The 12,329-nt window shown below is 66.8% G+C and carries 10 protein-coding genes; 6 read left to right on the plus strand and 4 right to left on the minus strand.

Annotated elements, in window-relative coordinates:
• Positions 1 to 68 precede the first annotated feature (68 nt).
• The 3 genes from leuA to ABEA07_RS11650 all read left to right on the plus strand — a co-directional run bounded on the left by leuA (position 69) and on the right by ABEA07_RS11650 (position 4,626).
• Complete coding sequence (leuA, locus tag ABEA07_RS11640) at positions 69 to 1,778, plus strand: 2-isopropylmalate synthase (RefSeq protein WP_345537966.1); 1,710 nt, start codon at positions 69 to 71, stop codon at positions 1,776 to 1,778.
• Positions 1,779 to 1,794: 16 nt separating this feature from the next.
• Positions 1,795 to 3,333 carry a 2-isopropylmalate synthase gene (locus ABEA07_RS11645; RefSeq protein WP_345537968.1) on the plus strand — a complete coding sequence of 513 codons (1,539 nt, stop codon included), beginning with the start codon at positions 1,795 to 1,797 and terminating at the stop codon, positions 3,331 to 3,333.
• Positions 3,334 to 3,447: 114 nt separating this feature from the next.
• Positions 3,448 to 4,626: a serine hydrolase gene (locus tag ABEA07_RS11650; RefSeq protein WP_345538140.1), complete on the plus strand. Its 1,179-nt coding sequence runs from the start codon at positions 3,448 to 3,450 to the stop codon at positions 4,624 to 4,626.
• 48 nt (positions 4,627 to 4,674) lie between these two features.
• Here ABEA07_RS11650 and ABEA07_RS11655 read toward each other — a convergent pair whose 3' ends face one another.
• From ABEA07_RS11655 to aat, 3 genes are read right to left on the minus strand one after another with little or no spacing between them, the layout of a single operon-like run.
• Positions 4,675 to 5,475, minus strand: coding sequence for an IclR family transcriptional regulator (locus tag ABEA07_RS11655; protein ID WP_345538142.1), 801 nt, complete (start codon positions 5,473 to 5,475; stop codon positions 4,675 to 4,677).
• A gap of 32 nt (positions 5,476 to 5,507) precedes the next feature.
• A complete protein-coding gene (locus ABEA07_RS11660; RefSeq protein WP_345537969.1) occupies positions 5,508 to 6,257 on the minus strand; it encodes an arginyltransferase in 750 nt (249 codons plus the stop codon).
• Entirely contained in the window at positions 6,254 to 7,006 is a 753-nt protein-coding gene (aat, locus tag ABEA07_RS11665; protein ID WP_345537971.1) for a leucyl/phenylalanyl-tRNA--protein transferase, read from the minus strand. The genes ABEA07_RS11660 and aat overlap by 4 nt, the downstream gene beginning before the upstream one ends.
• Before the next feature lie 171 nt (positions 7,007 to 7,177).
• Here aat and ABEA07_RS11670 point away from each other — a divergent pair, with 171 nt between their 5' ends.
• A complete protein-coding gene (locus tag ABEA07_RS11670; RefSeq protein WP_345537973.1) occupies positions 7,178 to 9,508 on the plus strand; it encodes a xanthine dehydrogenase family protein molybdopterin-binding subunit in 2,331 nt (776 codons plus the stop codon).
• A gap of 10 nt (positions 9,509 to 9,518) precedes the next feature.
• Here ABEA07_RS11670 and pobA read toward each other — a convergent pair whose 3' ends face one another.
• Positions 9,519 to 10,700, minus strand: coding sequence for a 4-hydroxybenzoate 3-monooxygenase (pobA, locus tag ABEA07_RS11675; protein ID WP_345537974.1), 1,182 nt, complete (start codon positions 10,698 to 10,700; stop codon positions 9,519 to 9,521).
• Between the two features lie 134 nt (positions 10,701 to 10,834).
• On the opposite strand from pobA, the gene ABEA07_RS11680 reads away from it, so the two are divergent.
• A complete protein-coding gene (locus ABEA07_RS11680; RefSeq protein ID WP_345537976.1) occupies positions 10,835 to 11,605 on the plus strand; it encodes an IclR family transcriptional regulator domain-containing protein in 771 nt (256 codons plus the stop codon).
• A 57-nt stretch (positions 11,606 to 11,662) separates the two neighbouring features.
• Positions 11,663 to 12,322 (plus strand): response regulator, encoded by a 660-nt coding sequence (locus tag ABEA07_RS11685; protein WP_345537978.1) that lies wholly within the window; start codon positions 11,663 to 11,665, stop codon positions 12,320 to 12,322.
• The last annotated feature ends 7 nt before the right edge of the window (positions 12,323 to 12,329 follow it).

The following is a 12,329-nucleotide window of genomic DNA, read 5'->3' on the forward strand; positions in this document are numbered from 1 at the left end:
CGCACCAGCAACGGGCCGTTTGTTTTGGGGTTGCTGGTTGTCCCTCCCACCACAGCGAGAACTACCAGATGTTGAAGCACCCCGACTGCAAGTACCGCGCCTCCGCACCGATCGGCCTCAAGGACCGGACCTGGCCCGATGCCGTTCTGACCCGGGCCCCGATCTGGCTGTCGACCGACCTGCGCGACGGCAATCAGGCGCTGGTGGAGCCGATGGACATCGCCCGCAAGATGCGCATGTTCGAGACCCTGGTGGCGATCGGTTTCAAGGAGATCGAAGTCGGCTTTCCCTCGGCCTCGCAGATCGAGTTCGACTTCGTCCGCAAGCTGATCGAGGAAGACCGCATTCCCGACGACGTGACGATTCAGGTGCTGACGCAAGCGCGCGATCACCTGATCGAACGCACCTTCGAGTCCGTCCGGGGCGCTCCACGGGTGATCGTGCACCTGTACAACGCTGTCGCGCCCATCATGCGCCGGGTCGTGCTCGGCATGGACGAGGACCAGATCGTCGAGCTCGCGGCCTCGCATGCCCGCCTGTTCAACGAACTCGCCGCAAAGCAGCCGGCGACGCAGTGGACCTTCCAGTATTCGCCCGAGATGTTCTCCGGCACGGAACTGACCTTCTCCAAGCGGGTCGTCGACGCGGTGACCGAGGTCTGGGCCCCCACGCCCGAGCGCAAGTGCATCGTGAACCTGCCCTCGACCGTCGAGCATTCCACGCCCAACATCTTCGCCGACATGATCGAGTGGATGCACCGCCACCTCGCCCGCCGCGATTCGATCGTGCTGTGCGTGCATCCCCACAACGACCGCGGCACCGGCACGGCCGCCGGTGAGTTCGCCCTGATGGCGGGGGCCGAACGCATCGAGGGCTGCCTGTTCGGCAACGGGGAGCGTACCGGCAACCTGGACCTGGTCAACGTCGCACTCAACCTGTACACGCAAGGCGTCTCGCCAGGGCTGGACTTCTCGAACATCGACGAGATCCGGGCCACCGTCGAGCACTGCAACCAGTTGCCGGTGCACCCGCGCCATCCCTACGTCGGGGACCTGGTCTACACCTCCTTCTCCGGCTCGCACCAGGACGCGATCAAGAAGGCCTTCGCGGCACGCAAGGATGGCGACATGTGGGAGATGCCCTATCTCCCGATCGACCCAAAGGACGTGGGGCGCAGCTACGAGGCGGTGATCCGCGTCAACAGCCAGTCCGGCAAGGGCGGCATCTCCTACCTGCTCGAAAGCGAGTACGGCCTCGAATTGCCGCGGCGCCTGCAGATCGAATTCAGCCAGGTGGTGCAGCGGGTGATGGACGTGGCCGGCAAGGAGTTCACCGCCGCCGACCTCTGGCAGATCTTCGAGCAGGAGTATCGGATCGGCGACCCCCGGATGGTCCCTCAGCACCGCGTGCTGGAGGAGCGAGGGGAGGGCGCCGATGCATGGGTGGTCTTGCACGCCGACCTGCCCTGGGAAGGCGAGGTGCGCCGCATCGAGGGCCAGGGAAATGGCCCAATCGACGCCTTCATCCATGCGCTGGCGGACGCGACCGGTCACGAGATCCGTGTGATCGACTATCACCAGCACGCCATCGGTGCGGGCGCCGACGCCCAGGCCGTGGCTTATCTCGAACTGCGCGTGGACGAGAGCCAGACCCTGTTCGGTGTCGGCCGGGACGCCAACATCGTCTCGGCCTCGCTCAAAGCGATCGTCTCGGGGCTGGTGCGGGCGCGGGCGCAGGTTGCGACCAGCGCACAATCGGAGGCTGCCGAAGCCGCTTGAATCCAGGAGAACCACGATGGCCGAAAAACTCATCATCTTCGACACCACCCTGCGTGACGGCGAGCAATCGCCCGGTGCTTCCATGACCAAGGATGAAAAGCTGCGCATCGCGCGGCAACTGGAGCGCCTGCGGGTCGATGTGATCGAGGCGGGCTTCCCGGCCAGCTCGAACGGGGATTTCGACGCCGTCGCGGCGATCGCCGGCGCCATCAAGGAGTCGACGGTCTGCGGCCTCTCGCGGGCCAACGACCGCGACATCTCCCGCGCCGCCGAGGCGCTGAAAGGGGCGGCCCGCAGCCGCATCCACACCTTCATCGCGACGTCGCCGCTGCATATGGAAAAGAAGCTGCGAATGACGCCTGACGAGGTCTTCGAGCAAGCCAAGCTGGCGGTGCGCTTCGGGCGCAACCTGGTCGGCGACGTCGAGTTCAGTCCGGAAGACGGCTATCGCAGCGACGTCGACTTCCTGTGCCGGGTGCTGGAAGCCGTCATCCAGGAGGGCGCCACCACCATCAATGTGCCCGACACGGTGGGTTACGCGGTTCCCGAACTCTACGGCAACTTCATCAAGACGCTGCGCGAACGCATTCCCAACAGTGACAAGGCCATCTGGTCCGTCCACTGCCACAACGACCTGGGCATGGCGGTCGCCAACTCCCTGGCCGGCGTGAAGATCGGCGGCGCCCGGCAGGTGGAATGCACGATCAACGGCTTGGGCGAGCGTGCCGGCAACTGTTCGCTGGAAGAGATCGTGATGGCCGTGAAGACACGAAAGGATTACTTCGGTCTGGACCTCGGTATCGACACCCGCCACATCGTCGCCGCCAGCCGCATGGTCAGCCAGACAACGGGCTTCGTGGTTCAGCCCAACAAGGCGGTGGTGGGCGCCAATGCGTTTGCCCATGCCTCGGGCATTCACCAGGACGGCGTGCTCAAGGCGCGCGACACCTACGAGATCATGCGGGCCGAGGACGTGGGCTGGACCGCCAACAAGATCGTCCTGGGCAAGCTCAGCGGCCGAAACGCCTTCAAGCAACGCCTGCAGGAACTGGGCGTCGCAATGGAGAGCGAAGCCGACATCAACGCCGCCTTCTCCCGCTTCAAAGAGCTTGCCGACCGAAAAAGCGAAATATTTGACGAAGACATCCTTGCACTTGTAAGCGACGAAGAGCATTCGCACGTTGCCGAACAGTTTGGTTTTGTATCCTTGTCGCAGCACAGCGAGACCGGCGAGCGGCCCCAGGCGCGGATCGTTTTCACGGTGCATGGAAAGGAAGTCACGAGCGAGTCCGAAGGCAACGGCCCGGTCGATGCGTCGCTGAAGGCCATCGAAGCCCACGTGAAGAGCGGAGCGGAAATGGTCCTTTATTCCGTGAACGCGATCAGCGGGTCGACCGAGAGCCAGGGCGAGGTCACGGTCCGGTTGCAGAACGCCGGCCGGGTCGTCAACGGGATCGGTGCCGATCCGGACATCGTGGTGGCTTCTGCCAAGGCTTATCTGAGTGCACTCAACAAGTTACAGAGCCAAGCTGAGAGAGTGGCAGCGCAAGGGTAGTTGCAGCGGAAGTCCTTTGAATCGAATGAAGAAAAGGATGCAAGTAACTGTTATTGCGTGCCTTTTTTGATTTCGATACACTGCGGTCCTGATAGTTGCCGCTGGAGATTTTTGATGCCCGACCTCTGCTCTTATCGAGTATCCAGTCAGCGGCTCCTACCCGCTCTTCGCCTCATCGCCGTCGCCCTTTGTGCCACGGCGTTTTTGTTGCCAGCGGCAGAAGCCGCGAAGAAGGAAAAGGGTGCGTCGAACATAAAGGCGCAGCAGGTCAGCGCCGAGAGCAAGCTTGGGGCCAAGGCCACCTCCATTGCTTCCAAGCGCCGCGGCAAGTCCGAGCAGGCGGACAAGGTGGTGAGCGGCGGGCGCAATGTGGTGGCTTCGATCCGCAAGCGCGGCGGCAAGACGGTCGTGGCCGTGCAGCGTCGTTCCGTCGTGCGCGTGCCCGAGGTGCCGGCCCGGCAGTCCTTCGGCCAGCTCGCAGGCCTACACAACACCGAAGATGCCCTGGACCTCAAGTCCAGCGTGGCGCTCGTGATCGATCAGGACACGCGCGAAGTCCTCTTCAGCAAGAACGACAACGTCGTTCTCCCGATCGCCTCTCTCACCAAACTCATGACTGGGCTGCTCATCAGCGAGGCCCGTCTGCCCACCGACGAGCTCATCACCATCACCCAGGATGACGTCGACACCGAGAAGGGCAGCCGTTCCCGATTGACTGTCGGATCCACGTTGTCGCGCGGCGAACTGCTGCACCTGGCGCTGATGTCCAGCGAGAACCGCGCCGCGCATGCGCTCGGTCGCACCTATCCGGGCGGCCTCGATACCTTCGTGAGCGTGATGAACGCCAAGGCCAAGATGCTGGGCATGAAGGACACGCGCTACGTCGAACCTACCGGCCTGTCCAGCCGCAACCAGTCGAGCGCGCAGGACCTGGCGCTGCTGGTCAACGCCGCCTATGCCGACGCCACCGTGCGCCAACTCTCCACTTCGCCGGAGCACCAGGTCGAGGTCGGCAACCGCGTGCTGCAATACAACACCACCAACCGTCTCGTGAAGAGCCCCGACTGGGACATCGGTCTGCAGAAGACCGGCTACATCTCCGAGGCCGGCCAATGCCTCGTGATGCAGGCCCGTATTGCCGGGCGCAAGCTGATCATGGTGTTCCTGGATTCTGCGGGTAAGTTCGCCCGCATCGGCGATGCCGAGCGCGTGCGGCGTTGGGTGGAGGCCAATCACCACCTGGTCAACCCGGCTGCCGCGCACCGGGCCCCGTCGACCCAGGTCGCGGGCTGACCTCGTCTTGTCAGCGCCGGGCGGAGTGCCCGACGCCACGGGACTTCATCACGCCGCCGACACGGGCGGCGTTTTTGCGTTGTAGCCGAGCGCGGTCGAGATCTCGTTGGCAGTAGCCTGCAATTTGGGCAGCCAGCCATCGTCCAGCCGGTCGGCCGGTGCCGAGATCGACAGGCCGGCAACCAGCTTTCCCTGGTCGTCATAGATGCCGGCAGCCATGCAGCGCACGCCCAGTTCCAGTTCCTCGTTGTCGCGGGCAATGCCGTACTGGCGGGCTTTGGACAATTCGCGCTCCAGGGCCGGCAACTGCGTGATGCTGTTGCGCGTGTGGCCGGCGAGGCCCGTGCGCGTCGCATAGCTGCGCACCCGCTGGGGTTCGTCCAGCGCGAGGAAGAGCTTGCCGGTGGACGTGAGGTGCAGCGGGGCACGGCCGCCGATGGCGCGCACCACCTGCATCCCGGAACGCTCGCTGTAGGCGCGCTCGATGTAGACGATTTCGTCGCCTTGCCGCATGCTGAGGTTGACCGGCTGCTGGGTGAGCTTGTGCAGTTCGCGCATCGGCGCCATCGCGGCATCGCGCACGTTGAGGCGGCCCTTTACCAGGTTGCCTAGCTCCAGCAGCCGCATGCCGAGCCGGTAACTTCCCGCTTCCGGCCGGTCGACGAAGCGGCCGACCGCGAGGTCGTTCAGGATCCGGTGGGCGGTGGAGGGATGCAGGCCGGTTTTTTCGCTGATTTCCTTCAGCGAGATCGCTTCCTCTCGGGAAGCCAGCACGTCGATCAGCGAGAACATGCGCTCGATCACCTGGATGACGGGCGCGGCCGGGATATCTGATTGGGTTTTTCTCATGGGCAACGCGGTGGAAGGAACCGGTTGCGATTTTACTTGGTGAAATCGTTCATGGCTTGCCACTGGCCGCCGACCAGCACCTCATGAGGGGTGAAGCGAGCCTTGTAGTTCATCTTGGCACTGCCCTTGATCCAGTAGCCCAGATAGACGTGCGCCAGGCCCAGCTTGCGCGCCTGTTCGATCTGCCAGAGCACGCTGTAGTTGCCATAGCCCGCCCCGGGTTCCGGCTCGTAGAAGGTGTAGACAGCCGAGAGCCCATCGTTCAGCACGTCGAGGATGGACACCATCTTCAGCGCGCCTGGACTGCCATCCGGCTGGGTCTCGCGGAATTCGACCAGGCGTGAGTTGACCCGGCTCTGCAGCAGGAACTGGGTGTACTGGTCGATGCTGTCGTGGTCCATGCCGCCGCCCGCATGCCTGCCGTTCTGGTAGCGAAGGTAGAGCTGGTAGTGCTCTGGTACGAAGCACAGCTTGAGCACCCGGGCCTGCAGGTCGGCATGGCGCGCTTGCGCGCGGCGCTGGCTGCGCTTGGGTTTGAACTCGTTGACCAGCACGCGCAGCGGCACGCAGGCGTTGCAGCCGTCGCAGTGGGGCCGGTAGGTGAACATGCCGCTGCGGCGGAAGCCGCTGAGCACCAGGTCGGAGTAGGCGTCGTTGTGGATCAGGTGGCTCGGCGTCGCCACCTGCGATCGGGCCTGCCGGTCCGGCAGGTAGCTGCAGGGGTAGGGTGCCGTCGCGTAGAACTGCAGCGTGTGGAGCGGGAGATCCTTGAGGTGCGTCACGTCGGTCGGGAGCTTCGCGCGGACAGGAGTTCGGACCAGTATACGGGGTCGAAACGCCACGATGGGCCGCCTTGCTGACGTGCCCCTGCCACGTGCGACAGAAAGCGCGCACGTGGCATTTCACGCGCGCCGAGGCTGGCCAGGTGGCTGGTGTTCTGCTGACAGTCGATCATGCCGATGCCGTGACGACGGCAGAAGGCCACCAGTGCGGCCAGCGCGATCTTGGATGCATCGGGCCGGCGCGCGAACATCGACTCGCCGAATACGGCGCGGCCGACAGCCACGCAGTAGAGCCCGCCTGTCAGTTCGCCGCCGATCCAGGTCTCGACACTGTGCGCGTGCCCGGCCAGGTGCAAGGCGGTGTACGCCTGAACCATCTCCGGCAGGATCCAGGTGCCGTTCTGCCCGACCCGGGGTGCCTCGGCGCAGGCCCGGATCACCGCCTCGAAGCCGTGGTCGATCCGGATCTCGCAGTCCGGCGCGGCGGCAAAGCGCTGCAGCGCCTTGCGCAGCGACCGATGCAGGTGGAACCGGTCTGTCTCCAGCACCATGCGCGGGTCCGGGCTCCACCAAAGAATGGGCTGGCCCTCGCTGAACCACGGAAAGATGCCGTGCGAATAGGCCTGCAGCAGGCTGGCCACGTCGAGGCCGCCGCCGGCCGCCAGCAGGCCGGGCACGGGGTCGGATTCACCCCAGGCCGTCGCGGCGTCGGGCAGGGGGTCACCGGGAGCGAGCCAGGGCAGTTGCATGGTCGAAGGTATACACGTCTTCCAGGGCGCACGTTGTCGTCGGGCGCCGAAAAGGCGGGAAGCCCATATAGTCGTTCCCTGCGTGCGGCCGGCGCACAACAGCTGCATGCCAAGCCAGCGCGTCTGCAGCACGCACCACACCCCACAGCGCACAACTGCAAGAGGACCACGGTGACAGCACAAACCACCCCCACCCGCTTCGGCAGCGGCCAGGCCGTTCGGCGCGTCGAGGACGAGAGCCTCCTGGCCGGCGCCGGCCGCTACACGGACGACGTCACGCTGCCGGGTCAGACCCATCTCGTGTTCGTGCGTTCCCCCTATCCGCACGCGAAGGTGGCATCGGTCGACACGGCTGCCGCGTCGGCGATGCCCGGTGTACTGCGCGTGCTCACCGGCGCCGAGCTCCGCCAGGCCAACGTGCGGCCCATGCCGGGCGCCGTGGCCTTCAAGCGGTCCGACGGCGCGGACTGCGCGACGCCGCCGCGCCATGTGCTGGCGGTGGACACGGTGCGTTTCGTGGGCGAGCCGGTCGCGGCCGTGATCGCCGAGAGCGTGCGCGAGGCCCGCGATGCCGCCGAGGCGGTGCTGGTCGACTACGAGGAACTGCCGATGGTGGTGGAGACCCAGGCCGCGGCCGCCGAAGGCGCCCCGCTGATCTGGCCGGCGGCCACCGGCAACATCGCGGCCGAGATGCGTCACGGCAGCGTCGAAGCGGCCAGCGAAGCCTTCTCCCGGGCCGAACACGTGGTGGCGCTGGACATCGTCAACCAGCGCGTGGTCGCCCTCACCATCGAGCCGCGCTCCGTGCTGGCCGACGTGGACGCGCCCTCGGGCCGGCTCACCATCCGGATGAGCACCCAGATGCCCTCGGGCGTGCGCAACTCCGTGTGCGACGCAATCGGCCTGCCGCGGGAGCAGGTGCGCGTGGTCGTGGGCGACGTCGGTGGCGGCTTCGGCATGAAAACCGGTGCCTACCCCGAGGACATCGTGGTGGCCTATGCCGCCCACGTGCTGCGCCGTCCGGTCAAGTGGGTGGCCGACCGCAGCGAGGAATTCCTGGCCACGTCCCACGGCCGCGACATCGAGGCGCGGGCCGAGTTGGCGCTCGATGGGCAGGGGAAGATCCTCGCGCTGCGCATTCGCACCCTGGCCAACGTGGGCGCCTACGCCACCGGCACCGGCGTCGCGATCCAGCTGCTGATCGGCCCCTGGGTGCAAACCAGTGTCTACGACATCCGGACCATCGACTTTCACTTCCTGGCGGTGCTCACCAACACCGCCCCGACCGGCGCCTACCGGGGCGCCGGCCGGCCGGAGGCGATCTACACCATCGAGCGGCTCATGGACGAAGCGGCCCGACAGATCGGCATCGACCGCATCGAGTTGCGCCGGCGCAATTTCATCCAGCCGGACCAGATGCCCTACACCAATCCGATGCAGCAGACCTACGACACCGGCCGCTTCGAATCGGTGATGGACCAGGCCCTGGCCCTGGCCGACTGGCAGGGATTCGACGCGCGCGCCGAGGAGTCGCGGCAGCGGGGTTGCCTGCGCGGGCTCGGCATTGCCACCTTTCTCGAATGGACCGGCGGCAACGTCTTCGAAGAGCGCGTGACCGTCTCAGTGCAAGCCGATGGTGTGATCGAGGTGTTCTCAGCCGTCAATGCGATGGGGCAGGGCATCGGCACCACGCTGGCGCAGCTGGTGGTCGACGCCTTCGGAGTGCCCCTGGACCGGGTGCGCATCGTGCTGGGCGACACGGACCGCGGCGACGGTTTCGGCAGCGCCGGCTCGCGTTCCATCTTCACGGGCGGGTCGGCCGTGCGCGTGGGCGCCGAGCGCACCATCGACAAGGCTCGCGGCCTGGCCGCGCAGGAACTCGAAGTCGCGCCCGAAGACCTCCAGTACAGCGGCGGGATTTTCCAGGTGCCGGGCACCGATTTGCAGCTGGACCTGTTCGCCCTGGCCGGGCGCCAGCCGGAACGCGAAATCTTCGTCGACTCCACCAGCGCCGTCGCCGGCCCCACCTGGCCCAACGGCTGCCACATCTGCGAGGTCGAGATCGACCCGCCCACCGGCGAGATCGGCGTCGTGGCCTATGCGTCCGTCAACGACGTGGGCCGGGTCATCAACCCCCTCATCGTGCGCGGCCAGCTCGAGGGCGGCGCCGTGCAGGGCATCGGGCAGGCGCTGGTCGAGCGCGTGGTCTACGACCCGGAGACCGGCCAGCCCGTGACCGGCAGCCTGATGGACTATGCCGCACCGCGCGCCGAGATCGTCAGTGCCATGATGAAGACCGAGATGGACGAGAGCACGCCCTGCCTCAACAACCCCCTGGGCGTGAAGGGCGTGGGCGAACTCGGCACCATCGGCGCCACTCCGGCAGTGGTCAACGCGGTGGCTGATGCGCTGGCGCGCAACGGCATGGAGACGTTGGCCGAGCGACTCGACATGCCGCTGACGCCCGCGCGCGTCTGGCAGCTCATGCAGCCCGGGCCTTGAGGCCGGGGCCTCAGAAATCCTCGAGTGGCAGGCCGACGTAGTTCTCCGCCAGCGAAGTCGAGGCGGCATGCGAGTGCACCAGGTAGTCGAGTTCGGCTTCCTGGATCTTCTGTCCGAATTCGCCGGTGTCCGGAAAGCGGTGCATGAGCGAGGTGAACCACCATGAAAAGCGTTCCGCCTTCCAGACCCTGCGCAGACAGAGCTCCGAATAGCGGTCCAGCGCCGAGGTGCTGCGCTCGCGGTAGAAGATCTCGAAGGCGCGCGACAGGAAGCCGACATCGGCGGTCGCGAGGTTGAGGCCCTTGGCGCCCGTGGGCGGCACGATGTGGGCCGCATCGCCCGCGAGGAACAGCCGGCCGAAGCGCATCGGCTCTGCCACGAAGCTGCGCAGCGGCGCGATGCTCTTCTCCAGCGAGGGGCCGGTCACCAGGCGCTCGCGCGCCTCCGGGTCCAGGCGCAGGCGCAGCTCGTTCCAGAAGGCCTCGTCGCTCCAGTTCTCCACGCGCTCCTCCACCGGCACCTGCACGTAGAAGCGGCTGCGCGTGGTGCTGCGCATGCTGCACAGTGCGAAGCCGCGTTGGGTGTTCGCGTAGATCAGCTCGTGCGACACCGGCGGAACGTCGGCGAGCACGCCGAGCCAGCCGAAGGGATAAACCTTCTCGTAGGTGTGAATGGCCCCGGCCGGCACGCTGGTGCGGCTTACGCCGTGGTAGCCGTCACACCCGGCGATGAAGTCGCACTGGATCTCGTGCGTGGCGCCGTCCTTCTCGTAGCGCACGGTGGGGCGCTCGCCGTCGAAGCCGTGCAGGCTCACGTTGGCGGCGCCGTAGATGGTGCGCAGGCCTTCCGCTTCCCGTGCGTTCATGAGGTCGTGAGTCACCTCGGTCTGGCCATAGACCGTGACCTGCTTGCCGCCGGTCAGGCCATGCATGTCGATGCGGTGGCGCGCGCCCTTGAACAACAGCTCGATGCCCTGGTGCGGCAGCCCTTCGGCCTGGGCGCGCGCGTCGACCCCCGCGCGCTGGAGCAGGTCCATCGTGACCTGCTCCAGCACGCCGGCGCGGATGCGGCCGAGCACGTAGTCGGCGCTCTGCCGTTCGACGATGACGTTGTCGATGCCGGCCCTGAAAAGAAGCTGGCCGAGCAGCAATCCGGCCGGGCCGGCGCCGATGATCGCGACTTGGGTGCGCATGGGTTTCTCCTGTCTGGCAACGAATCCGAGCGTAGGGCGAAGCGGCCTTTCCTGGGCGCCATGCGTCGACGCGCTGTGCGATGATGAGGTCAGCTGCGCGATGATCGCGCAACACTTGAACCTGCCGCATCGCCGTGACCATCGCCAAGCCGGACTTCATCGAGGGCATTGCCAAGGGCATGGCCGTGCTAGAGAGCTTCGACACCGAGCGCCAGCGCCTCAATGCCACGCTGGCCGCCGAGCGCGCCGGCCTGACCCGCGCCGCCGCCCGCCGCCACCTGCTGACGCTGGCCCACCTGGGCTACCTGGAGACCGACGGCAGCTACTTCTGGATGGCGCCGAAGGTGCTGCGCTTCTCGGGCAGCTACCTGGCTTCCTCGCGCCTGCCGCGCGCGCTGCAGCCCACGCTCAACCGCCTGGCGGCGCAGACCGGCGAATCATTCTCCGCCGTGGTACTGGACGGAGAGGAGGTGGTGATCATCGCGCGCAGCGGCAACTACGGCACGCCCACCCGCGTCCTCGCCTACGGCCTGCACCTGGGTGCGCGCCTGCCCGCGCATGCGACCTCCACCGGCCGCGTGCTGCTGGCGTCGATGAATACGTCGCAGCTCGCGCGCTGGCTCAAGGGGCGCGTGCTGCCACGTCTCACGCCGCACACGGTCACTCAGGTGCGGCAGCTGCGCCAGCGCATCGCGCAAGTGCGCAAGGACGACTGTTGCTTCGCCAGCGAGGAGCATGAGCTCGGTGTCCAGGCCCTGGCCGTGCCCTTGCGCGACATGCGGGGCCATACCGTGGCCGCGCTCAACGTGGTGCTGTCGGGCGGGCGTTACCAGGAAGAGGCCCTGCGCCGCGACATGCTGCCGCTTCTCTTCGAGGCCGCGCGCGAGGTGCGCTCGCTGCTCTGATGCACTGAACTTCGCGCACGCTACGATCTCCCACCCCTCTTTTGCCGGACCAACTCCATGCGACTCCTGCTGGTCGAAGACGACGTGATGATCGGCGAGGCCGTGCTCGACCTCCTGCGCGCCGAGAACTACGCGGTCGACTGGGTGAAGGACGGCGAGACCGCCGACACCGCACTGCGCACCCAGCAGTACGACCTGGTTCTGCTGGACCTCGGCGTGCCCCGCCGCGACGGCCTGGACGTGCTGCGTGCATTGCGCGCGCGCAAGCAGCGCATGCCGGTGCTGATCGCCACCGCGCGCGACTCGGTGCAGCAGCGCATCGAGGGCCTGGACGCCGGCGCGGACGACTACGTCCTCAAGCCCTACGACCTCGACGAGCTGCTGGCCCGCATCCGGGCGCTCCTGCGCCGCGCTTCCGGCCGGGCCGAGCCGGTCTACGAGCACATGGGCGTGAGCATCCAGCCGACCACCCGAGAAGTGACGGTGAACGGCCAGCCCGTGGTGCTGTCCGCGCGCGAATGGGCCGTGCTGGAGCCCCTGATCGCGCGGCCCGGCATGGTGCTGTCGCGCGCGCAGCTGGAGGAAAAGCTCTACGGCTGGAAGGACGAGATCAGCAGCAACGCGGTCGAGGTCTACGTGCACGGCCTGCGCAAGAAGCTGGGCGCGGACCTGATCCGCAACGTGCGGGGGGTGGGATACATGGTGCCGAAGGAATGACGCCTTG

The organism is Variovorax defluvii, from assembly GCF_039541515.1.
GTDB lineage: Bacteria > Pseudomonadota > Gammaproteobacteria > Burkholderiales > Burkholderiaceae_C > Variovorax > Variovorax defluvii.

Bases quoted from the DNA above. Each gene is read 5' to 3' on its own strand.
- leuA (WP_345537966.1), top strand. From the start codon at position 69: ATGTTGAAGCACCCCGACTGCAAGTACCGCGCCTCCGCACCGATCGGC.
- ABEA07_RS11645 (WP_345537968.1), top strand. From the start codon at position 1,795: ATGGCCGAAAAACTCATCATCTTCGACACCACCCTGCGTGACGGCGAG.
- ABEA07_RS11650 (WP_345538140.1), top strand. From the start codon at position 3,448: ATGCCCGACCTCTGCTCTTATCGAGTATCCAGTCAGCGGCTCCTACCC.
- ABEA07_RS11655 (WP_345538142.1), bottom strand. From the start codon at position 5,475: ATGAGAAAAACCCAATCAGATATCCCGGCCGCGCCCGTCATCCAGGTG.
- aat (WP_345537971.1), bottom strand. From the start codon at position 7,006: ATGCAACTGCCCTGGCTCGCTCCCGGTGACCCCCTGCCCGACGCCGCG.
- pobA (WP_345537974.1), bottom strand. From the start codon at position 10,700: ATGCGCACCCAAGTCGCGATCATCGGCGCCGGCCCGGCCGGATTGCTG.
- ABEA07_RS11685 (WP_345537978.1), top strand. From the start codon at position 11,663: ATGCGACTCCTGCTGGTCGAAGACGACGTGATGATCGGCGAGGCCGTG.